General features: G+C 66.5%; 17 protein-coding genes, 1 tRNA gene and 3 pseudogenes. 14 read left to right on the top strand and 7 right to left on the bottom strand.

All coding sequences use genetic code 11. From position 1 onward, the window contains the following. Positions 1-89 precede the first annotated feature (89 nt). Positions 90-1,238 (bottom strand): tyrosine-type recombinase/integrase, encoded by a 1,149-nt coding sequence (locus tag ABT115_RS21260; RefSeq protein ID WP_351792042.1) that lies wholly within the window; start codon positions 1,236-1,238, stop codon positions 90-92. After that, the gene (locus ABT115_RS21265) at positions 1,238-1,396 is read right to left on the bottom strand and encodes a helix-turn-helix domain-containing protein (RefSeq protein WP_351792045.1); all 159 of its coding nucleotides are present in this window, start codon (positions 1,394-1,396) and stop codon (positions 1,238-1,240) included. The genes ABT115_RS21260 and ABT115_RS21265 overlap by 1 nt, the downstream gene beginning before the upstream one ends. Here ABT115_RS21265 and ABT115_RS21270 point away from each other — a divergent pair. From ABT115_RS21270 to ABT115_RS21285, 4 genes and pseudogenes are all read left to right on the top strand, one after another. Beyond that, a pseudogene (locus ABT115_RS21270) lies at positions 1,396-1,635 on the top strand (DUF3631 domain-containing protein); the annotation flags it as partial. The gene ABT115_RS21265 and the pseudogene ABT115_RS21270 sit on opposite strands and share 1 nt — an antisense overlap. Before the next feature lie 191 nt (positions 1,636-1,826). Continuing rightward, on the top strand, positions 1,827-2,633 hold the full coding sequence (locus ABT115_RS21275; RefSeq protein WP_351792048.1) for a DUF2637 domain-containing protein: 807 nt from the start codon (positions 1,827-1,829) through the stop codon (positions 2,631-2,633). A 223-nt stretch (positions 2,634-2,856) separates the two neighbouring features. Further along, a pseudogene (locus ABT115_RS21280) lies at positions 2,857-3,379 on the top strand (plasmid mobilization relaxosome protein MobC). Continuing rightward, positions 3,376-5,076, top strand: a complete 1,701-nt coding sequence (locus ABT115_RS21285) for a relaxase/mobilization nuclease domain-containing protein (RefSeq protein ID WP_351792051.1) — start codon at positions 3,376-3,378, stop codon at positions 5,074-5,076. The pseudogene ABT115_RS21280 and the gene ABT115_RS21285 overlap by 4 nt, the downstream one beginning before the upstream one ends. Here the strand turns inward: ABT115_RS21285 and ABT115_RS21290 are convergent, their stop codons facing one another. Beyond that, positions 5,077-5,634, bottom strand: coding sequence for a flavoprotein (locus tag ABT115_RS21290; RefSeq protein WP_351792054.1), 558 nt, complete (start codon positions 5,632-5,634; stop codon positions 5,077-5,079). Further along, positions 5,631-5,816 (bottom strand): annotated as a pseudogene (locus tag ABT115_RS21295) (helix-turn-helix domain-containing protein); the annotation flags it as partial. The gene ABT115_RS21290 and the pseudogene ABT115_RS21295, both read right to left, overlap by 4 nt. Positions 5,817-6,297: 481 nt before the next feature. Here ABT115_RS21295 and ABT115_RS21300 point away from each other — a divergent pair. The 7 genes from ABT115_RS21300 (at position 6,298) to ABT115_RS21330 (ending at position 16,111) form a co-directional block, all read left to right on the top strand. Continuing rightward, positions 6,298-7,527: a helix-turn-helix domain-containing protein gene (locus ABT115_RS21300; protein ID WP_351792057.1), complete on the top strand. Its 1,230-nt coding sequence runs from the start codon at positions 6,298-6,300 to the stop codon at positions 7,525-7,527. 55 nt (positions 7,528-7,582) lie between these two features. Then, positions 7,583-8,029 (top strand): hypothetical protein, encoded by a 447-nt coding sequence (locus tag ABT115_RS21305; protein ID WP_351792060.1) that lies wholly within the window; start codon positions 7,583-7,585, stop codon positions 8,027-8,029. A 397-nt stretch (positions 8,030-8,426) separates the two neighbouring features. Beyond that, complete coding sequence (locus ABT115_RS21310; RefSeq protein WP_351792146.1) at positions 8,427-9,659, top strand: SIR2 family protein; 1,233 nt, start codon at positions 8,427-8,429, stop codon at positions 9,657-9,659. Between the two features lie 106 nt (positions 9,660-9,765). Next, on the top strand, positions 9,766-11,088 hold the full coding sequence (locus ABT115_RS21315; protein WP_351792062.1) for a UDP-glucose dehydrogenase family protein: 1,323 nt from the start codon (positions 9,766-9,768) through the stop codon (positions 11,086-11,088). A 27-nt stretch (positions 11,089-11,115) separates the two neighbouring features. Continuing rightward, complete coding sequence (locus ABT115_RS21320; RefSeq protein WP_351792065.1) at positions 11,116-11,445, top strand: MazG-like family protein; 330 nt, start codon at positions 11,116-11,118, stop codon at positions 11,443-11,445. Positions 11,446-11,728: 283 nt separating this feature from the next. Continuing rightward, positions 11,729-14,725 carry an NACHT domain-containing protein gene (locus tag ABT115_RS21325; RefSeq protein ID WP_351792068.1) on the top strand — a complete coding sequence of 999 codons (2,997 nt, stop codon included), beginning with the start codon at positions 11,729-11,731 and terminating at the stop codon, positions 14,723-14,725. Positions 14,726-15,634: 909 nt separating this feature from the next. Continuing rightward, positions 15,635-16,111, top strand: a complete 477-nt coding sequence (locus ABT115_RS21330) for a hypothetical protein (protein ID WP_351792071.1) — start codon at positions 15,635-15,637, stop codon at positions 16,109-16,111. Positions 16,112-16,392: 281 nt separating this feature from the next. Here the strand turns inward: ABT115_RS21330 and ABT115_RS21335 are convergent, their stop codons facing one another. Further along, positions 16,393-16,617: a hypothetical protein gene (locus ABT115_RS21335; protein WP_351792074.1), complete on the bottom strand. Its 225-nt coding sequence runs from the start codon at positions 16,615-16,617 to the stop codon at positions 16,393-16,395. Positions 16,618-16,848: 231 nt separating this feature from the next. Here ABT115_RS21335 and ABT115_RS21340 point away from each other — a divergent pair, with 231 nt between their 5' ends. Together ABT115_RS21340 and ABT115_RS21345 are read left to right on the top strand one after the other, a co-directional pair. Then, the gene (locus tag ABT115_RS21340) at positions 16,849-17,097 is read left to right on the top strand and encodes a type II toxin-antitoxin system CcdA family antitoxin (RefSeq protein WP_351792077.1); all 249 of its coding nucleotides are present in this window, start codon (positions 16,849-16,851) and stop codon (positions 17,095-17,097) included. Further along, positions 17,094-17,495 carry a PIN domain-containing protein gene (locus ABT115_RS21345; protein ID WP_351792081.1) on the top strand — a complete coding sequence of 134 codons (402 nt, stop codon included), beginning with the start codon at positions 17,094-17,096 and terminating at the stop codon, positions 17,493-17,495. Before ABT115_RS21340 ends, ABT115_RS21345 begins: the two co-directional genes overlap by 4 nt. 620 nt (positions 17,496-18,115) lie before the next feature. On the opposite strand, the gene ABT115_RS21350 is transcribed toward ABT115_RS21345, so the two are convergent. After that, positions 18,116-20,527 (bottom strand): PA14 domain-containing protein, encoded by a 2,412-nt coding sequence (locus ABT115_RS21350; protein ID WP_351792084.1) that lies wholly within the window; start codon positions 20,525-20,527, stop codon positions 18,116-18,118. A gap of 345 nt (positions 20,528-20,872) precedes the next feature. Here ABT115_RS21350 and ABT115_RS21355 point away from each other — a divergent pair. Then, positions 20,873-20,952 (top strand) — tRNA-Gly (locus ABT115_RS21355). A 103-nt stretch (positions 20,953-21,055) separates the two neighbouring features. Here ABT115_RS21355 and ABT115_RS21360 read toward each other — a convergent pair. Then, on the bottom strand, positions 21,056-21,688 hold the full coding sequence (locus ABT115_RS21360) for a TetR/AcrR family transcriptional regulator (RefSeq protein WP_351792087.1): 633 nt from the start codon (positions 21,686-21,688) through the stop codon (positions 21,056-21,058). Between the last annotated feature and the right edge of the window lie 96 nt (positions 21,689-21,784).

Below are 21,784 nucleotides of genomic sequence, written 5' to 3' on the forward strand. Positions count from 1 at the left end.
AGAGGCATTGACCGCACATCACCGGACTACGCCTTGGGGGTGAGCGCTGCGGGGCGTGCAGCGTGATGCCACACTCCCCGTCCGTCGCTTCAGGTTTCGCGCGCCGGCGGCTGGGCGACCGCCTTCTGGCGGGCGGCTCGGACCCTGGCGTCGATGCCTCCGGCGACCTCCCGCTGCCGCTCCCCGTCGGAGTGCTGGTAGATCAGCGCCGCCTTCTCCGAGGACTGGCCGGCGCGGACCATCGTGTCCTTGAGCGTGGCGCCGGACTGGGTGGACAGGGTGTGGCCGGTGTGGCGGAGATCGTAGAAGCGGAAGCCCTCCGGCAGGCCGACCTGGGCGCGGGCCCTGCGCCACTTGCGGCCGAAGGTGGACCGGCGGAAGGGTGCGCCCTTCTCCCCGACGAACAGCAGCCCGCAGGGTTCCTTCTCGGCGTACCAGTCGAGGTGACGCTCCACCTCGATGTGCAGGAAGGCCGGGAGGAAGACGGTGCGCCGTCCGGCGGCCGACTTGGTGTCGCCTTCGACGCGACGGCCGGTGGTCAGCTCGGGTGCAGCGTCACGGATCTTGACCGCGAGCGGTTCGAGCGTGACGTCTTGCCGCCGAAGGGCTGCCTGCTCCTCCGGGCGCATGGGCCCGTAGGCGCCGAAGTAGACCATCAGTCGCCACCTCGGTCCCATGGCGTCGGCGAGTGCGTCGACCTGTTCGACGGCGGCCGTCGGGCGTTCCTTGGCCTTCTCGCTGCCGGCGCCCCTGATCCGGCAGGGGTTGCGGCGGATCAGCTCGTCGTCGGTCGCCGTCTCCATGATGGCCTTGAGGAGGCGGTAGGACTTGGCGACGGTCGTCGCACCGGTAGCCGCCAACCGTTCGGCCCGCCAGGTGCGCACGCCCGGTGGTGTGATGGCGTCCAGGTTCACCGTGGCGAATGCGGGCAGCAGGTGAAGGCGCAGGAGCCTTCGGTACAGCTCCTCCGTGGTGGCGGAGAGCCCGCGCTCCTCGACCCACTTCATGGCGTAGGTCTCGAAGTTGATCGAGCCGGCGTCGGGGTCCACCCAGTGCTTGCGCTCGATGTCGGCCTGGGTGAGCGTGAGCCAGATCTGGGCCTCGGTGCGCGTCTCGAAGGTCTCCGGGGCGGTGCGACGGCTGCCGTCCGGGGCCCAGTAGCGCGTCTGCCACCGCCCCGACGGGAGCTGACGAACGGTGCCGAACTCGCGCCGCCGCTGTGGCTTGCGGGCGGCCATCAGGCGGCCTTCCCGAAGCGGGAGCGCGCGTCACCGAGAGTCGGAACGGTGCGCTCCTCGATGTACGCGGCGATGGCGCTCTCAGGGATCCGTACGGGCTTGCCGAGCTTGACGTAGCGGATGCGGCGCTCCTGGATGAGTCGCCGGATAAAGCGCACGCCGGTGCCGAGGCGCTGACATCCTCAACCAGGACGACGAGACGCCCTGGGCGGAGTACACCACCAACGGCCTGACCCCTCGGGGCCTGCAACTCCTGCTGAGGGAGTACGACATCAGCTCGGCCACCCGCCGCTTCCACGGCAACGTCCAGGCCAAGGGCTTCACCCGCGTGCAGTTCGCCGACTCCTGGGCCCGCTACTGCCCCGAGCCCGCGCCCGAAGCCACGACCGGGGCCTGACCCGGCACGACCCGTCGCGACTCGTCTCCGCGCAGGTCAGCGCGGTGACGAGTCGAGGTCCGGTGACGAGTCGACTCGTCATCACCGCCGCACTCGTACCGGTCCTGACCAGGCACGCGACGAGTCGCGACGGGTCTCCCCCGCCCTCAGGGCCACATCAGCCACACCCTGCACCCCTGGAGCATTTCCCTTTGTCTTCCCCCACCGTCGCCGCGGCACCGTCCGCCCCGCTGCCGCTGGCCACCGCGATCCGCACGGGTGTGTCGCTGCTGGCCGTGGCCGCCTTCGCACTGTCCTACGACGCCCTGCGCCAGATGGCCGCCGCCAGCCACATCCACCGGGTGCTCACCTATGCCTTCCCGCTCGTCATCGACGGGTTCATCGCCATCGGGATCGGCGCCCTGCTCGTCCTGCGGACCGCACCCCTGTCCGCCCGTCTCTACGTCTCGGCACTGGTCGGCATCGCCACCGCCACAAGCATCTGGGCCAACGTCCTGCACGCCATCCGCCTCAACCAGCAAAGCCGCCACAACGGACTCTCCCTCGACGACATCACCGTCGGAGTCATCTCCGCCATCGCCCCACTCGCCCTGGCCGGAGCCGTCCACTTCTATCTCCTCGTCGCCCGACGCCCCGCTACCCATGTCCGCCACAACACCGACGACCGCCACGAACCCGCCGCGGAACACACGATCGGCGAGCTCGCGCCGCCACCCGCCACGGACACCGACGCTTACGTGCCGCAGCCACTCGCGAAGCGAGCGGCGCAGGCCCCACAGCAGCCCGGTGAGCCGGGAGGCAAGCAGCCGAGCGTTTCCCTGGAGCAGGCCGTGGCCATCGGCCGCACGGCTCCCCTCGGGCGAGCGGGCCGTGCCTCGCGCCGCAACATCGAGAAGGCCGTCAGGGACCAGGGTTTCGGGATTTCCCGGAGCCGTCTGGACGAGGTCAAGGACCTGCTGCAGGCCGAACTCGACGCCGTCACCACAAGCACCGGCTGAACCCTGCAACCCATGTCACCCCAGCCCGTTCCTCCTGTGAATCAGCACGGGAGGAACGGGCCCTCCTCCTCCACCACCGCTTGCAGGAGCCCCCATGCACGGCCTCGACCGCGAACCCTCGTCAGCGCAGCAGCAGATGACCTCCACCCCGGCATCAGGCGGAGCAAGGTATGGCGTTGGACCGTCCACGGGCCGGTCCAACGCAGACGCCTCCGCCCCAGGGGTGGCGGAGGACGTCGAGCACCAGGGGGCGCCCGACCGGAACAAGCCCGTCGAGACCACCACCCGTACCGTGCTGCCGCAGCGTGCCGCCGAAGCCGCCGCACTACACCGAGTCTCACGCCGCCGTCAGCGCAAAGAGACCCAGCGCAAAGAACGCGTCGATGTCCGCTACAGCGCCGACGAGAAAACAGCGATCCTCGCCGTGGCCCGGTCGCTAAACATCGCCGCCGCCCACTACGTCGGCGCTGTCGTCATGGCCCATGTCCACGGAGACCTCGCACTGCCCGGTCAGCGCACCCAGCTCGACGACTACATCGACGAACTCAGCCCTCCGCGGTGAGGTCGCCGAGATCGGCCACAACATCAACCAGATCGCCAAGAAGCTCAACTCCGGCGGCCGTCCACACCATGGGGACACCGCACTCCTCGACCATGCGGAACGCGTCCTCGGCACGGCCGGCACCACTGTCCGCCACATCGCAGCAGCCACCAATCAGGCCGCCGCCACAAAGGGGCCACGGTGATCGCGAAGATCAGCAGCGGCAAGAGCACCGCCGGCCTCATCCGCTACCTCTACGGCCCCGGCCGGGCCAACGAACACACCGACCCGCACCTCGTCGCCTCGTGGGACGGCTTCGCGCCCGACCCCGGCCGCACCGACGACATCGCCGCCACCAAGAAGCTCCTCGTGGCCGACCTCGACCTACGCGTCCAGCAGGCCAAGCGACTTGGCCGAGCTCCGAAGCAGCACGTGTGGCACTGCTCCATCCGTACAGCGCCTGGCGACCGCCTCCTCGACGACGCCGAATGGGCGGGCATCGCCCGCCGTGTCGTCGCAGCCACCGGAATCGCGCCGACAGACGACCCGGACGGCTGCCGATGGGTCGCCGTCCGCCACGCCCCCGACCACATCCACATCGCCGCCACCAAGGTCCGAGGCGACCTGCGCACCGCACGCCACTGGAACGACTACCTCACCGCAGATCGCGAACTCGCAGCCATCGAGAAGGAATACGGCCTCTTCCAAGTCGTACGCGGGGACCGCACCGCCGCGAAACGGCCCACCCGCGCCGAGCAAGAGAAAGCCCACCGCGCCGGCCACGACAAGCCCGCCCGCGTACACCTGCGCACCGTTGTCCGCACGGCAGCGGCTGCCGCCACCAACGCCGAGGAATTCCTCGGTCTCCTCACCCGCACCAACGGCGTCCTCGTCGAGGTCCTGCACTTCCCCTCCGGGGAACTACGCGGCTACAAGGTCGCCCTGGACCACGACACGAACGCCGAAGGGGAACCGGTGTGGTTCTCCGGCTCCACGCTGTCGCCGGATCTCTCCCTCCCCAAGATCCAGAGCCGTCTCGCCGCAGCAGACATTCCAGCAGGTGACACCCATGGACGCCTCAGGCCGCTCCCGTGGCATCAAGCCACCGCAGCTACCGAGCGCATCCCCCACCACCTCGGCCAGCCGGACGCCGAAGCCGCCCAGGCCCACCTGGCCGCCCTCGGCGAAGCACTCGACGCCGTAGCCCTCACGGCACCGCCGGACATCCGTACCGAACTCCGCGCGGCGGCTTCTGCCTTCGAGCAGGCGACCCGTTCACGCATTCGCGTCGAGCACCACCATGCCCGCGCCCTGCGAGGGGCTGTGAAGGCAATGCTCCACGAGCCGACGCCCAAGGACGGAGCCCTCCTGGCGATGTTCCTCGACGCCGCGCTCCTCGCCGTCATCGCCGCCGCCCGCTGGCACGACCGACGACAGCACGACCAGCAGACCGCAGCCGCCCACCGGACCCTGCACCACCTCCAGACTGCCTACGACCGAACCTCATCCGGGCTCATGCTTGCCGCCGGCCAGCGTCGACCGTCTCAGAAGGTTGCAGTCCGGTACGCCCAGCTCATCCGCCAGGCCGCCTCCACGCACGCCGACCAGATCCTCGCCGACCCCGCCGCCGATGCACTCACCACCGCAATGGCCGACGCGGAGACCGCAGGCCACGATCCCGGACGCCTGTTGCAGCAGGCAGCAGACGAACGCGCCCTCGACGACGCCCGCTCCCCGGCACGCACACTGGCCTGGCGCGTACAGCGGCTCTCACAAAGGCCCGCTCCAAGCCGACGAGCTCTCGCGGCACAGGCAAGCAGCACCGTTCCACGCCCCGTGGCTTCCCCACAGCCTGCAGCATCGGCCACGCCCATCGCTACGTCTCGGCCTCGGCGGAGGTGATCACGCCTGGGCGGCCACCCTGGACGTGAGCAGGTCGAGCGCTTCCTCCCAGTGGAAGCGGTCCGCGCCACCGCCGGCCTTGGGGGGATGGGGTTCGTAAGAACCGATCAGGATGCCCATCTCGCGCAGCTTCCGCAGGCTCTCGGCGTACGCGGGGTGGGCGGCCTGGGCAGAGTTCACGTACGGCACGGCAGCGGTGGGGGTACCAAAGCCGTACGACTCGCACAGGATTCCCAGGGCCAGGGTGTCCGAGATACCAGCCGCCCACTTATTGATCGTGTTGAACGTCGCCGGGACAACGGCGATCGCATCCGGAGCCGGGAGCGGACGAGGGTCGCCGGGAGACCGCCAGGCCGAACGGATCGGGTACCCGGTCTGGGCTTCGACGGCTTCCGCGTCGATGAAGCCCAGACCCTGCGGCGTGGCGACGACGCCCACGTTCCAGCCGGTGACCTGCGCCGCCGCGATCAGCCGCCCGACGTCACCGGCGATGCCCGACCCACATACGACGACGTACAGAAACGGCTTCTTGGTCCGCTGGTCGGACTGCTCACTCACGCGGGAACTCCCAGTTGCCGGCTGAACAGGTGCAGTTCAGGCAGCGTACGACGACGGTCGCGGGCTGCCATGTCCGCGACCAGCTCCCGGATGGCCGGGCGCCGGATGTCCTGTGCCGCACAACTCTCGGCGATACGGAGTGCCTGGTATCCGTCGGCGAGCCGGCCCTGCTGGCTGTGGGCGCTCACCGAGCCTGGAGGGGTTATGGCCACCTTCATCTCCCGCCGGAGAGAGCCTCAGCCCACAGGCGCGCCCTCCTCAGTAACCTGACCGCGCGGGTCTGACACTCCTGGACACCCGCTTTGTTCACTGGGTAAGTCCCGCAGTTGGATCCATGGTGCAAGAGGGTCACGACGGTCACTGGCTGTCTCCGGCGGAATGCGACGTGGTTGTTCCTCACCAGCGTGATCCTCTGCCGTATGGCGGCGCCGGCAGAGGACTTGGCACCTGGTTCGGGCGAGCCTGTCGCTGATGAGGCCGAAGTTCCCACCGGCCTTTGTTGGGCCAACCGCTCATGGCGAGACAGGGAGCACAGCTGTGACATCCACGCCCCGGCAGCTCGCCTCACACGCGATCCGCGTCATGGGTACCGTACTGGTGACGAACTCTGTACGGACGGACCGGCGATCGCGCCGGTTGGTCCGGCGGCCGGGAGGTGTCCTGATGCTGGAGGAAGCCGAGGAGATCGGCAGGCGCGTTCGCAGGGCGAGGCTGCGGTTGGGCATGCCGCAGGCCGACCTGGCGACGGCCCTGGGGAAGTCGCAGGGCTGGGTGTCGAAGATGGAGCGGGGCCTGATCGAGCTGGACCGGGTCGGGCTGCTCAACCAGGTCGCCGCCGAGCTGCACATCCATCCGAACGACCTGATCGGGCGCCCGTACAGCAGCTCCCCGGACAACAACCAGTGGCAGGTCTCCGCCTCGTCGATCCTGCGCGAGCTGCGCCGCTACGACCTCGCCCCCGTCTTCGGCGGAACTCCACGGCCGACGTCACAGCTGTGGCGTGAGGTGACGCGACTGCACCGGCTGCGGGACACCGCCTCCAACGTAGCGATCCTCCGGGTACTGCCGGACCTGTTCCGCGAGGCACGGGCCCTGGCGGAAGTGGCGGAGGGGCACGAGCGTGAGGAGGCGTACGCCATCTACGCGGTGTGCTGCAAGTTCGCGCACACCGCCGCCCATGCCCTCGGGCACCCCGAGTTGGTCGCCATGGCATGCGAGCGAGCGGCGTGGTCGGCCCGCCTGTCCGGGGATCCCGTGCTGCCTGCGGTCGCGGACTGGATGCGCGTCTGGGACATGTGGGCCACGGCCGACTGGGCTGACGCGCTGACGCTCTCGGACAAGGCAATCACCTCGGTGCAGCAGGCATACGAACGCGGCGAGCCGCTGGCCGTGCGGGCCTGGGGCACACTGCAGCTGCGGGCAGCGGTCTCCGCTGCCCGAGCCGGCCGCGCCTCGGAAGCGGAAGACCGCATCGGACACGCGAAGGACGCCGCCGAACGCATGGACGCATACGTCGGGACACCGGTGTACGACCGGCATTCGCTGACGTTTTCCGCCGGGAACGTGCAGATCCACGCGATCAGCGTGGCCCTGGAAATGGGCAAGCAGGGTAACGCGCTGGAGATAAACCGCCGCACCAGCCCGGGACTGGTGGGATCACTACCCAACTCCCGCCAGGGACACCACCACATGGATGTCGCGCGAGCCTGGTTGTGGGACGGGAACCGGAACAAGGCCCTGGTCGAGCTGGAGACCGCCGAGCGGATCGCGCCCCAGCTCGTACGGAACCACCCCATCGCCCGCTCGACGCTTCGCAGCATCGTCTACGCGGAACGAGCCGTCACGCGAGAGAAGCTTCGACGCATGTCCGACCGCTTTCACCTGGACGGATAGGGGTCGTATTCCTCCGGCTCATATTCGAGGGTTGCCCTGTACCTAACTTCAGAGCATGACCCGACGACGTCCTCCCCACCTTCCCTCGCAGGGAGCCGAGTTAGGAACGGCAGCTCCCTTCGCTCCCCGGCTCGGCGACCTCGCCACCGACACCGCCCGCGAAGACCGTGTGGGAGTCGTGGTCGCCCTTCCCGGTGAGGGCTCCGCCACGACCTACCACCTGCGCCCACCCGGCGGCGGAACCCAGTGGTCCGCGCCTGCCGACGGGACGACGCTCAGGCCCGTGCCGGTGAAGGCAACGCACGCCACGTTGCTGCCCGGCCGGGACGCGGTCTACGACCCGCGGGCCCGTCAGGGCTCGGTCCCCGTCGAGTTCCACTTCGATGACGGCTCGGCCCTCGACGGCGCGCTCATCCTCACCTCGGCTGAGCTGGAACGGCTGTACGCGCAGACCAGCCGCCTCCTCGACGCACACGAACGCGCTCTTGGCAGCACCTCGTGACTGGGGCTCGACGCCGCCATCCACGTCACGCCGCGCCCATCCCCGCACGGTCCGACCGCGGGGGCCGGCTCGCGCTCACGTTCCTGGCCGTCGCCGGCCTGGTCGGTCCGGCCTGGGCACTGCGTGAGCACGCTGACCGCTCCTCGACGGCGCCGACCACCGGTCCTCCGCCGTCGCACCGGACGCGAGCACGCCCTCCGACCACTGAGACCGCTCCGGCACCGGGGCCGCCTGCCCGTGCTCGGCCGCCGGAGCCTCCCACGCCGCTCTCTCGTCGAGCGGCGCTGAAAGAACCGTCCCGCTCAGGCAGCTTCGCGGCTTCGGCTGCCCGGAGCGGGACGGCCTGCACCCCGTCAGGCATCTGAAACATCCACGCGTGATTCTCCCGGGAGGGTTCGTGGACATCCCGTACATCGTCATCGACCAGCTCGTTCCCGAGCAGCAGCAGGTCTGGAACACGTACTTCGGCGACGCCGACCGTCCCCGCTACATCGAGGAAGGCATCTGGCGCCGCACCCAGGAGAAGGCCACGGCCGGCCAGTCCGGCTGGGCAGCCTCCGACGACGCCCGGCGGCGGATCATCCACTACCGCTACCGGTACGGCTTGGTACCCACCACGGCGGCGCCGGCCATCGGCTTGACCGACCTGTACCTCTATCACTCCGCGTCCGCACCGGCCGGTGAGATCGTCGCGCACCACGACGCCCTGTTGGATTCGCTCAACGCAGGTGGTTGGAGGGAGGCACCCGGCGGGTTCTTATGGACACGACGGGACCTGAAGTGCCGGATCACCGAGCACGACGTCCATCCCCAGGACGCGACTGCGGGCCGCGTTCTCCCCGCCAGCTACCGGAGCCTGGACGTGCAGATCGCCTCTGTGGCCTACACGCCCCCGCCCGCCGTCCGGCAACTGCCGTGGAATGTACTGTCCACCGGTATCCGATTCAAAGACCGCCCCGGCACACCGACCCGCGTCCCGGACCTGTCCGTGCTCGCGGACCTGCGGCCGTTCCAGGTGGAGATCGGATGCGGTACGTCGGTCGAGGCGGGCATCCCGCCCCTGCACCGGCTCCATGAGATCTACCGGGTCACTGACCGCCAAGGTCACGAGCCCCGTGAGCACCGCTTCACTCTCTCCCCGACGGCCGACACGCTCCCCCACGAGGTGCTGACCGAGCCGGAAGAGAAGACTGCGGAGTTCGTGGAGATGTTCCGCGCTTGCTTCCTGGCCGAGCCGACCCCGGCCATGTGGGCGCTGAAGGAGCTGAAGGACGCCGGGCACCTCGTCGGTCCGGTCATCACCAACAACTTCGACGTGCTCGCCGCGCGCGCCGGGCTCGACGAGTGCTTCATGCGCCGCTACGACCAGGCCGTACCCGACGTCGAGTGGGTCGACGGCGCCAAGGCCCTCCTCGTCATCGGCCTGCACGCCGACCGACGCAAGGTCCAGGCTCGCGCCCGCGCTCGCGGCATGCAGATCGTCTACCTGGATCCGGAGGGCTTCTGGCACGACGGCCAGTTCATGCCATACCCGCTGGAAGGGCCCCAGGACGGTGACCTGGTGTGCCGGGCAACCGCCGCTGAGGCGCTGCCCGCACTCGTCAATCTCCTGAAACAGCACGCCGGTTGATTCACCTGCACGAAGAGGGCTGCGCCGGGTGGTGGCGCTAGCGTGACGCACCCGGCCGGCCCGGACTCACCGGGCGGGCGACAACAGGGAAAGGAGCGTCGACCCCATGCGCGTATCCGTCATCGGTTGTGGTCACCTGGGCATCCCCCACGCCGCTGCCATGGCCGAGATCGGCCACGAGGTCATCGGCGTGGACCTGGACCAGGCGAAGATCGACCGCCTCAACGCCGGCGAGTGCCCCATCTACGAGGATGGCCTGCCCGAACTCCTCAGCACCCACACCGCCACTGGACGGCTGCGGTTCACCACCAGCCTCGAAGAGGCGGCCGAGTTCGCCGATGTCCACTTCCTCGCCGTGGGCACGCCGATCGACGCGGACGGACGGAGCTACGACACCGGGCAGGTCTTCGGCGCCGCCCGGGCCCTCGCCCCGCACCTGACCCGCCCGACCGTCATCGTCGGCAAGTCAATGGTCACCGTCGGCACCTCCCGCGACCTCGCCGCTCTCCTCGCCCGTCTCTCCCCAGCTGGTGAGAATGTGGAGGTCGTCTGGAACCCGGAGTTCCTCCGCGAGGGCCACGCAATCGAGGACACCCTGCGACCAGACCGGATCGTCGTCGGCGTCCCCTCGGCCCGCGCGGAGGACGCTGTACGCCAGGTCTACGCACCTCTCCTGACGAACGGGATCCCACTGTTCGTGACCGACCCCGCCACCGCCGAACTCATCAAGGGCGCCGCCAACGCCTACCTCGGTATGAAGATCTCCTTCATCAACGGCGTCTCCGACATGTGTACCGCCGCCGGAGCGGACGTCCAGCAGCTCACCGAAGCCATCGGCCTCGACCCCCGCATCGGCCGCGGCGGGCTCAACGCCGGCCCCGGCTATGGCGGTGGCTGCCTCCCTAAGGACGTCCGCGCCTTCACGGCTTCCGCCCGCACCCTCGGCGCCACCGAAGCATCAACCCTCCTGCGAGCCGCCGAGGAGGTCAACGAATCTCGGCCCGCCGCGGCCCTGAAGCTCATCGAGCAGACTCTCGGCCGCTCCGTCGATGGCGTACGCATCACCGTATGGGGAGCGTCCTTCAAGGCCGGCACCGACGACGTCCGCGAATCCCCGGCCCTGGCGGTCGCCGCCCTCATGCACCAGCGCGGAGCGACCGTCACCGTCCACGACCCGCACGCCGTGCCCACGGCACTACGCCGCCACCCCGAACTCGACTACGCCGAGACCCTCGACGGATCCGTTCAGGGCGCCGAGCTCATCGTCCTGGCCACCGAGTGGCCCCACTTCCGCGAGGCCGACCCCAAGGCCCTCGCCCCACTGGTCGCGGACCCGGTCCTCGTCGACCTCCGCAACCTCATCGACGCCGATGCCTGGCGCATGGCCGGATGGACCGTACGCCAGCTCGGACGCCCCGCACAGGAATAACCGAACCCATCAAATCGGAGGTCCGACGTGGACACCCTGTGGGACAACATCGAGAAGCTCTCCGCCGTCTGCCGAGCGGCAGGCGCCCATCTCCCCGACGAGGAGCTCAAGAGCCTCCAGGTCGGCAAGGTCGCCGAGGAGGCCGGCGAGGCCATGCACGCCCTCCACGGCCTGAAGGGCCTCACCACCTGCGGCAACGACCACGCCTGGTCCGAGGTCCAGAACGACCTCGTCGGCGCCGTCGTCGCAGCCCTCCTGGCCATGCACTACATCGACCCCACCGGCGCCCGCGCCACCTTCGACGAGATCCTCCACCGCCGGACGCGCAGGGGCAGGGAAGCCAGCGCTGTGGCCTGACGGCCTTCAGTCGCGCCGTCGGCCGCAACTACAAGGCGCGGTCGGCGGCAGCACTCGGAGACCAGGTTGTTATAGGCGCTCAGCCCGTCACCCAGCGGATCCCTCATCCTCCGGTGACACCGCAGACAAGCCCCACCCATCAGACCCTATGGCTCAGCCAGTTCAGGCTCGGCACCCAACACGGGTGCGACGCGCATGAAATGTCCCCTCTACAGACGTCACAGGACTGCTAACGTGCCGTCAACTCTAGCTACTTGCAGACTAATTGCTTGGAGGCACCACAATGCTGACCGGACTGGGCGTTGCACTAGCAAGCGCGTGTGGACCCGCTGCCGGTCGAGCGGCCGGCGGTGCAGCAGCGAAGCTGGCGGCCGCCCCTATCGCTGGATTGGCAGCACGTTGGAAGAACCGCAAGACGCGACGGGCACTCACAGAGGTTACCTATGACGCCCTATGCCCCCACCTCACTCCAGAGTCCGCCAAGCAGATCGCCGAGTTGCTGGAAACGCCCGATTTTCAGGCGATTGCACTTTCTATCGCCACGCAAGTCTATGCTAACGCAGGCGCCAAGAACGAGAGAAAAGAACTTGACTCCACCCTAGAACGCCTGCGCCAACTCGTGGCACTTCGCGTTTCAGACGAATACCTCACAGCAGAAGTCACCCAGGCAGTATGGAATGCTCTGCTTGAGAAAACTACTTCCCAAGTAGAGACAGTTAAATCCTCAGACACATTCAGTCCAGAGTCACGCGCCTCGATGCTGAAGATCGCAGCCTGCCACGCAGCCGCCGATGCGAAATCTGCCGAGCAGTTGGCAACCCTTAGCAGTCTCGCCGCCTATCACGACTTCGAAGTCCAGCTGGCCGACCAGATTAAGAATCTGCACTCCACTATGCGGCTCCCGCATGCTGGTACAACTCGGAAGGTTCCATACAGCAAGCTGTTCGTTGAACCCAAACTAAGGAGTGCCACAAAGAAGAACGAATCACATAACGCCTACGTTCGCGATCTCGATGAGGTGATCGCAAACCATCACCGAGTAGTAATTCTGGGCGACCCAGGAGGGGGGAAGTCAACACTGTCACTCAAACTTGCATACGACATTGCTCGATCCTCTTTCCCTGCATCTGCTGCGCGCATCCCTCTACTGTTCGTCCTCCGCGATTACGTCGAGGCGTTCAGGGCGAGCAAAGATTCAATGGTCACGTTCCTCGAATCTATCTGCCGAAACCCGTACAACGTGGAACCGCCCGAGGGCGCCATTGAATACCTCCTCAGCAGCGGGAGAGCTCTGGTAATTTTCGACGGCCTCGACGAGCTAACTGACACGTCCCTACGCCGAAAGGTATCGGAATTTGTCGAGTCTTTTGTTTACCGTTACCCATCCGCACCCGTACTTGTCACTTCACGGCGCGTAGGATACAGCGAAGCACCTCTCGATGAGAGTCTTTTTGCAGCAGTCACACTGGCGGAACTGAGCGACAGTCAGGTAGCGACGTATGCAGAAAAGTGGTTCGCCCTCGATCAAACTGTAGAGAGAAAGCGACGCAGCGAACTCGCCACCGCTTTTGTTCGCGAAAGCCAATTCGTGGCCGATCTGCGCAAAAACCCGCTCATGCTTTCTTTGATGTGCGGCATCTACGCCACCGAACACTACATTCCGTCTAATCGGCCAGACCTATATCAGAAATGCGCCCAACTCCTATTCGAAAGGTGGGACAAGCAGAGGGGTATCGTCATCCCCCTGCCTTTTAACGCCCATGTCCGACAGGCCCTCAACGCGCTGGCCCTCCGTATGTATTCAGACCCGAAAGCACAAAAGGGGCTCACTCGTGCGCGACTTGTGTCATTCATGACCGAGTTCCTCGTGGAGAAGCGTTTCGATGATGAGGCAATTGCCGAGGACGCCGCAAACCAGTTCGTAGATTTTTGCACGGGTCGAGCTTGGGTGCTCACCGACATGGGATCGGATACACAACAGAATCTCTACGCCTTCACTCACCGAACATTCCTCGAATATTTCGCTGCGACGCAAATAGTACGGAAGCATTACACGCCGGAAAAACTCTTCGACGTTCTTCATGGGCGCATTTCGGCCCAAGAGTGGGAAGTTGTTGCGCAATTATCGCTGCAGATATTGAGCCAGAATGTCGACGATGGCGGAGATGACTTTCTTGAGCTCATCCTGTCTGCCATCCAGGACACCGACTCACTTAGCCAGAAGGTCAACCTGGCATCATTTGCGGCAAGATCGCTGGGATTCATGGTGCCGCGTCCGCAGATTATTCAGAGTATCTGCGAACAGGCCGTCTTCCTATCCTTGGAATCCATCAGTGATTCGGCCTTCAATTTCGAGGCCATCGCCCTGCTAATGGAATGCAGCCCCGAAAACCTTGAGATGGTTTCCAAGAATCTAAAGGAAGCACTTCGGGTTTCCGTGGCAAGATACCCTGAGGATGATAAGGCACTCCTAACAGCGCTTTTCTTCAACGAACTCGCTAATTACACTACCGCCTACGCAAACCCACTGCCCTCTGGTAGCGTAGAAGTATGGGGCGGGGTTAAGAATGATCTGCGCAAAGAATTGGCGCCGTTGATATCTCGGCATTACGGCTCAGCCTTTTGGGCCGCCCGCCTTGGCGCCGTTAGCGGCAATGTCTCCATGAGCGCCTTGATTGAAAAGTTCGGAACCTCTCAACTGTGGGCATTCCGAAACTCTTACTGGGCTGCAGCCATTCCTCCATTCGTATTCCATGCCTCGTTTCGGGAGGGTGTCAGTTTTATCGATTCTAGCGACTTTTTTGGCATTTCCGCATCCGCTGACTGCGTCAAGGCTTTAGCGGAACTGCTTCCTGCAGCACCATGCCCATGGGTGAGTGAGGCCGAGATTTCGCATCATCTTCTGCTGCCAATCCTGCGGGCCTGCGATGGTCCAGTCTCTGGAAAGTCCGGCCCACTGAAGGAAGGATCGATCCTAATGTTCCTTCCGATCGCAGAGCTACTAATTTCCCGACCAGGCGTAATTCGACACCGCCAAGACAACAAAGTTTCCGCAGTAACTCGCACTGATGGAAAGATGAGACGGGTCGTTATCAAGTGGGCTAGGGCACGAATGAACCCCGAAGAGCGTCCCAGCGCCATGGCAACATTGCGTGGCCTCAACTTCAGCCCCGATGTTTCAGAGTTCATCACCCGATGGATCAAGGGCGACATTGACACAGCTCGGGCCGCGAACGTTGCTCCTGATCCCAAGCAGCCACCAGAAGATGCATCCATATAGCTTCGATTTTGCGCAAGGCCCGTCAGCTTGTTGACGGGCCATTGATGCTCGTTCGGAGCGGAGATCTCTGCTTGGGCACGCAGGTGGTCAAGCTGCTGACCTCTGGCAGCGACAACATGACCAAGCTCTGCGGCAACCAGGTCCGCATCATCCCTCTCTGACCCACCAGCCATCCGGAATAGGTACCTTGGCCGGATCCGTTGCACTGCCACCACCCGTGCCCCATCCGTGCCCAGCGGAGCGGACAGCAGCAGTCATGTACGGATCCCAGAGACCACAGCCGACCACCCCGCCCAAGGGGGAAGCACAGGTGCCAGGGGCCTCTTTGCTGTCTAGACCTCTTGCCGGACGGCGTGCCCCCGCGTGCCCCATCTTGCGCGAATGCGCAGCCCAGAGGGCACGTGACGCACTACATGGGTCGACTCGTCGCACGCCCACCCCGCACCACGAGACGCACCCCAGGTGATCCACGCCACACGCGAGTGCGGGGCGACGAGTTCGCATCCGCCAAGGACGGGGCGGGTCCACCTGTAGACCTACCGCCCGCGAATCCGCGCATTGGCCGAGCGTTGCTCGGAAGGCGTCGGCCTGGAACTCCACCTCCAGGGCGACTAGCCGGCTGACAGCAGCAGGAGAACGCACACAGACGCCCGACCAAGTCTTCTCGTTCGGGCGCCTGTGGCGTCGGGCTAGGGCCAGCGAGGCCGCCGCTGCACCTGCACCTCCGTGCGGCAATCCTTCGGACCCGGCGGCGGTTCCTGGTCCAGCGCATCACAGAGCTGGGCGTGCAGGGTCTCCGCCTCCGCAGGGGTGAGCTTGAGCGCGCTGTCGGTATCGAACCGGGCGTCCGAAGGTCTTCTTCTGAGCCGTCCTAGTTCGCGCTCCACTCCCGCCCTAACCTGCCGAACGGTGAGGCTGACGATGTTTTCCATTGAATTCCTGCCGCGTGCCGAGGACGGGTCCTGGCGTTCCATCGAGGAGTTGGGCAAGAACCCGAGGGAACTGACCGTCGATGACTTCACCTTTCGGCACTTCGTGACCGATGTCTTGATCCACGACCAGCAAGCAGGCGATATCGCACTGGTGACTCCTGGACTCCCCATCATCGACTTTCTGTTGATGCTGGTCCAGATGAAGCGTGAAGTCCTGGCAACCGGTGAGTCCACCGTCGAGACATCTCAGACCCAGGACAGCATTCATGCGGTTCGGCGCGGCGATTCGGTCCAAATTCATTACGGTTTCTCCGACATAGTTTCAGATATACCGCTGGAACTGTTCCAGGAGATTCCGCGCATCGGGCTGCGGGCCGCGCTCCAGGTGTTGCACTCCGCCTGCGCCGAGCTGCGATCCAATGGTTACCTCCAGGGTCTGTCCCGAGTCGTCTGATCGGCCACCAGATAGCCGGTTTCAGCACCGCAGCGGCGGTGGCCGCGCCCCCGCTCCACGAAAGAGCCCCAGGCCAGCTGCCTGGGGTTTTTGTTGTCCAGTCCAGCTCGGCGGCGTCGCCCTCCGGGAGCCAGGCGCGTCGGGTCCCCGAACCGGCTTGAATTCGCCAGGAAGGAACGCTCACGGGGCCGGCTCGCCCAAGTCACCCCCGGCCAGGTCCAGGCGTCGCGGCGAACGTCGGCCGGTGCACACGACACGCCCCGGCCGACGTTCGCCGCTGTCTAATTCCGTAGCGCCGTGACCGCTCCCACTGCGGCGAAGCAGAGCCCTGCCGTCGCGCCGAATGCGGTCCCCGCGTAAAGGATCACGTCAGCGATTCCCGTGCCGGTCTCGTACTTCAACGCGGCGGCGCACGCAGCGACCAGTACGGAGAAGAGAACGGTGATCAGCAGCCAGAGTGCCCGGGCGATAGACGGGGACGGGCGCGTGGTGTCGGAGGTGGCCATGGCTGGGACTTCCCTTCACTGCCCCTACGGGCCGAGTCGGCGAGTGTCATACGGCGGGAGGGGTGGAGGCGGAGGCGCTCGTGAGCTTTTCGAGGAGCAACCCCCGGGCCTGGGTAATGGCTGCCGCCGGTTCTCGGTGGGCGGTGGACCGCTCCAGCGCTGGCATCCTTGGTCAGCACCCAGGGGCAGCAATCACAGCCAGCTTCGCGCATACTCCAGTATGCTTGCCGCATGTCCTCAACGACTCGTATCACCGTCACCCTGCCCAGCGACCAGGTGGCGGAGCTCCGCAAGCTCACGGACAACGTTTCCGGCTATGTGGCGGAAGCGGTGGCCCGCCAGATTCGACACCAGCTGCTGGGCGACGACCTACGACGCCATGAAGAAGAGCACGGAAGCTTCGGCAATGAGGAACTGGCGGAGGCCCGGTCGAAGATCTTCGGTGCCACAGGCACCTCCAAGGACGCGGACGCCGCATGAGTGAGCGCATCGAGACCGTGGTCCTGGACTCGGAAGGGCTTTCGGCCTGGATCGCGCAGGACCGCAAGTTCCTCGCGATGCTGCAGGTGTTCCACGAGATGGGTGCCGACCTTGTCATCGGGGCGAACACCATCGTGGAGGTCAGCCACTCTCGCACCAACATTCCGCGCCTCAACTGGGCACTGTCGCGGATCAAGGTGGAACCGGTCACCGAGCAGGCGGCGAAGGCCGCTGCGGAGCTCCTCAAGGAAGCCGGACTGCACGGCCACAAGTACGCCATCGACGCCACCGTGGCCGAAATGGCACTTCGCCAGCCAGGGCCGGTCGCGCTGCTGACGTCCGACAGCGACGACATGACAAAGCTCTGCGGCAGTCATGTCCGGATCATCTCCCTCTGACTCGTCGACGTCCTTCGCGAAAACGAGCCTCGGCGCATCCTCATCGGATTGATCTTCAGTGTGCGACCGTGGTGGACGTGCACCGCGCCCCCACCACTCGTGCCCCATCCGTGCCCAGCGGTCAACAGCGGTGAACAGGGGCGCTGAGAGACCACGCCGGGAGCACCCCCAGAGCAACGTATCGCCAGGTCAGAGCATATTCGGCCGCCGTAAGCACCGGTGATTCCCAAGCTCAGAGCGCGAGTTCGATTCTCGTCACCCGCTCCACGAGAAACCCCCTGGTCAACGGCCCGGGGGTTCTTTGTTGTCCAGGCTGCGCGAGGCGTGGCGTGTCCTCTACACGCCCAGACTTGCCGATATATGCCCCGACTTGCCGAAACCTGGGTCTCAGGCGCCTCATCAACACGCAGCTGGGCCGGCAGGCCCGCTCGTCCTCCGGGCGAGATCGGGACGGGGTTGTCCCAACGGCGCGACTGGTGCCGTTCCAGGAGGTGCGGCGGACCAGCTCGCTGGTGGAGTGGCGGCCGCCCAAGCGGAAGCAGCAATCGGGCTGACGCTCAGGGGCGTGTGAGGAGGGGCCCGGAGGATCCTCCGGGCCCCTCCTCATGTCTCACCTCCGGTCAGAGCCAGGAGTCCCAGATGCCGTACGCCGTCGATCGGGTCACGGCCTCGGCGCCCGAGGCGTCCAGGCGTATGACGCGGTAGTAGTACAGGCCGAGCCGGTCCTCGTGCACCGTGGTGTCCATGTAGAACGCGGCGTCACCCATCGTGCCCTCGGCCAGGGTGACGTAGGCGGCCGTGGCGGGGTCCCAGCGCTCCACGCGGTAGCTCGCGAACCGGGAGCAGTCCCCGAGGCCGGAGCTCTCGGAGCAGCCGACATACAGCTCGGGGTACTGGTCCTGACGGACCTCGGTCTCCGTCCAGCCCGGCGGTCGGGTGTCGGGCAGGGTGACCGAGACCTCGGCGGGGTGGAGGACGTCGAGTGGCTCGTCGTCGTGCAGAAGCCGGCCGTCCGTGGCGGCCACCTTGTAGACGTGGGTGGCGCCGTCGGGGACTGTCGGACAGAGGATCTCGGTCCTGGCCAGGGAGCTGCCGGTCCAGCAGTTCTCCTTCCAGACCGTCTCGCCGCTGTCCGGGTCGGTGATGCCCTGCCACACGTGGTAGCCGGTGACATCGGCGTCGGCGGGCGGCGTCCAGGTCAGCCGGACGCCGAGCGGGACGCGTTCCGCAGTCAGGTTCTGCACCGGGGCGGGACGCTCGGTGTCCGGGGTGGTCTCCGTGGCGGCCGGGCCGGGCTGCGAGACATGCCCGTACACGTCGGTCGTCACGACTCGGTACTCGTACGCCGTCTCCGACTTGCCCTGGATGTCCCAGCAGGTGCCGTTGACCTGCTTGCGGGCGGACCAGGGGGCGTTGGCGTCCGCCCAGGTCCAGTACGTGTCCGGGTCCTCCAGCGGCTCGTCCCACGGGGTGAACGGCTTGCACTTGTCCACGATGCTGGTCTCGCCGGTCACGGTGTCGGTGCGGACGATCTTGTACGTGGGAAGGGGCCCTTCGTCGACGGTCCACGGGTCGACGCTGCTCCACTCGACCATCACGCCCTCATCGAACCTGTGGGCGGTGGTCTTGAACGCCGGGATCGCTTCCGGCCGGTCGGCCATCTTCAGCGTGATTTCCACCGGCGCGGCGGCGTTGCCCTTGGCGTCCACCGAGCGCACCGCGTACCGGTAGCTGTCGGCGACGGCGGCCACCTGGCGCGGCACCACGTCGGTCTGCGTGGTGGTGCTGTTCTCGGGCCGGGCGTCGCCATAGTCGCCGGTCGCCGGGTCGTACTGGAGGACCTGGTACGAGGCGGCCCCGGTGACGGGTGACCACAACAGATGTGGAACGCCCGACCGATACTCGACGCGGAGCTGCGCGACGGCGGCCGGCGGGGTCAGGTCGGAGGTGGTGAACGTCGTGGCGGCCGAGTACGCCGACCAGTTCCCGGCGGCGTCCCGGGCCCGGCCCCGATAGGTGACCTTGCTGCCGTCGGCCGGATAGCCGGCGTCGCAGACCGCGCCCTTGGCGCCGGAGTAGACGGTGCTCCAGCGGTTCGTGGCGGCGTCGAGCCGCTGCATCTCGTACCAGGCGATGTCGGCGGCGTTCTCCGCGGTGGTGACCAGCTGCGGGGCCGCGTAGGGCTGGTCGTGCGGGCACGCGTCCCACTCGACGAACGGCGCGGCGGGCGGCGTCTTGTCCACTGTGGTGACGAGCTGGTCGGCGCTGCCGCCGGAGACGTTGCCCGCCTTGTCGACGGCCCGCACCTCGTAGTAATAGGCCGCGCCGGTTCTCGGCAGGGTGCTGTCGGTGTACGACGCGGCGGTGGTCGTCGCGAGCGGCTTGCTGCCGTACGACGAGCCCTTCAGCCGCCGGTAGACCCGGTAGTTCGCGACGTCCATCTCCCTGTTCCTGGACCAGGTGAGCTTGGCCGCGCCGGTGGCGGTGTTGTAGGAGACGACCGCGCCCGTCGGGGTGAGCGGCTTGACCTTGTCAACGTCGACGGAGGTGCGCGGCGTGTAGGCGAACTTGACGTTCGCGGTGCCCGTCCAGTTGACGAAGTCGACGCGGATCGTGTGCTTGCCGCTGGGGATCGTCACGTTGACCGTCTTCTTGACGGTGGTGGAGACGTTCTTCCACAGGTCGATCTTGCGGACGCCGTCGAGGTAGACCCGTATGCCGTCCTGGGCGGACGCCGTGAACGTGAAGGGGCCGCCGGAGCCGAAGTCGCGCGTCACCGACCAGCGCACACCGAAATTGTTGGACGGTACGCCAGAGGCGGGTGCGCCCGTGCCCCAGTTCTGGTCGATCGCTGAGTCGCAGTCCGTCTTCCTGGGCGTGCCCGAGAACGTCGTGTTCGCAAAGAACTGCCGTTTGAAGACGGGGGAGGCGCAGCTCACCACCGCAGAGGCGGGTACGGCCGTGGCGTGGAGCACTCCGCCTGCCGTGGCCAGAACCAAAGCGGTGGCGGTGGTGCGTCTGGCTGGGTTCATCAAGTCCTTCAGTCCCTGTTCGGCGACAGATGTCGATCAGACGTCGCCGAACAGGACCGACAAGAGCGTCGATTGGTTGTACGAGCCTCAGCCGGTTACCGCAGCGGTGACAGCCCGTCGCTGGGGGCCAAGGTCTCCGTACTGTCCGCCATCACGGCGGTCATCCAGTAGTACGAGCTGGTGCCGCGTCGGGCCGGTGCGCTCGGACGCGAGGTGACGGACCGCGGAACGCCGCCCCTGGCCTGGGAACCCGGGGTACAGCCGCAGTTCCCGAGGGCACTCCGGAGGTGTCCGTACCGACACTCACAGGGCATCCGACCGACCTGCTGGGACCAGTGAAGACCGGCGGGCGCAGCGGGCGGCCGGGCCGTGCCGTGTTGATTCCCAAGCTCGGAGCGCGAGTTCGATTCTCGTCACCCGCTCCATGATGAAGGCCCTGGTCTCAGACCAGGTCCTTCATCGTTGTCCAGGCCCCTCGGAGCCCACGCGCCATTCGCGTGCCAAACGTGCCATGATAGCGCGTCAGATTTAGCCCCCCGCCCCGCTCACCGACGTCTCGGTGGTCGAGAAGATCCGGTCCAGATGGTGACGAAGTACCGCGATGGCCGACTCCGGGCTCCGCTGGCCCACGAGGATGCTGGTGCCCATGGTCGCCGTCATGGCGAGCAGGCTGATCGCCTCCGTGCGCGCGGCGATACCGGGATCGATCAGGCCTGATGCCTGGGCCTGTTCGAGCAGCCCGGTCAGGGCGTTCTCCGCGGCGTCAGGATTGTCGATGAAGGGCTGGGCCGCCAGTGCTTCGTCGGTCACGGACAGGATCGAGTAGGAGCTGTAGAGGAGGTGGAAGGTGCGGCCCTCCTCGTCGGTCGGAAGGGAGGCCAGCAGCAGCGCCTCGATCGTCGCGCGCGGGCCCGGGTTCGTACCGGCGGCGCGGAGACGGGCACCCACTCGTGCGGTGAAGCGGTCAGTCAGGTGCTGGAGCCCGTAGAAGAGCAGTTTCTCCTTGGTCTCGAAGTAGTACTGCACGAGCCGGAGTGACACGCCGGCCTCAGCAGCCACGTCCCGCATGCCGACAGCGTGCAGTCCGCGCCGTCCGGCGACCCGAATGAGCGCCTCGGCGATCTGGTTGCGCCGTTCCTCGTGGTCCACGCGCTTCGGCATGTTCTCGCATCCGCCCGTCAGTGATGAATCAGTGTGACCTCTTTTCATGGTACCGCCGTATCAATACCATGGTACGGTCGTATCACAAAGAACGGA

Origin of the sequence: Streptomyces sp. NPDC001832 (assembly GCF_040297265.1) — a bacterium.
GTDB lineage: Bacteria > Actinomycetota > Actinomycetes > Streptomycetales > Streptomycetaceae > Streptomyces.

Excerpts from the sequence above, each read along its gene's own strand:
- ABT115_RS21340 (WP_351792077.1), top strand. The coding sequence starts at position 16,849 with ATGTCCTCAACGACTCGTATCACCGTCACCCTGCCCAGCGACCAGGTG.
- ABT115_RS21305 (WP_351792060.1), top strand. The coding sequence starts at position 7,583 with ATGACCCGACGACGTCCTCCCCACCTTCCCTCGCAGGGAGCCGAGTTA.
- ABT115_RS21325 (WP_351792068.1), top strand. The coding sequence starts at position 11,729 with ATGCTGACCGGACTGGGCGTTGCACTAGCAAGCGCGTGTGGACCCGCT.
- ABT115_RS21315 (WP_351792062.1), top strand. The coding sequence starts at position 9,766 with ATGCGCGTATCCGTCATCGGTTGTGGTCACCTGGGCATCCCCCACGCC.
- ABT115_RS21260 (WP_351792042.1), bottom strand. The coding sequence starts at position 1,238 with ATGGCCGCCCGCAAGCCACAGCGGCGGCGCGAGTTCGGCACCGTTCGT.
- ABT115_RS21360 (WP_351792087.1), bottom strand. The coding sequence starts at position 21,688 with ATGCCGAAGCGCGTGGACCACGAGGAACGGCGCAACCAGATCGCCGAG.
- ABT115_RS21300 (WP_351792057.1), top strand. The coding sequence starts at position 6,298 with ATGCTGGAGGAAGCCGAGGAGATCGGCAGGCGCGTTCGCAGGGCGAGG.
- ABT115_RS21335 (WP_351792074.1), bottom strand. The coding sequence starts at position 16,617 with ATGGCCACCTCCGACACCACGCGCCCGTCCCCGTCTATCGCCCGGGCA.
- ABT115_RS21345 (WP_351792081.1), top strand. The coding sequence starts at position 17,094 with ATGAGTGAGCGCATCGAGACCGTGGTCCTGGACTCGGAAGGGCTTTCG.
- ABT115_RS21350 (WP_351792084.1), bottom strand. The coding sequence starts at position 20,527 with ATGAACCCAGCCAGACGCACCACCGCCACCGCTTTGGTTCTGGCCACG.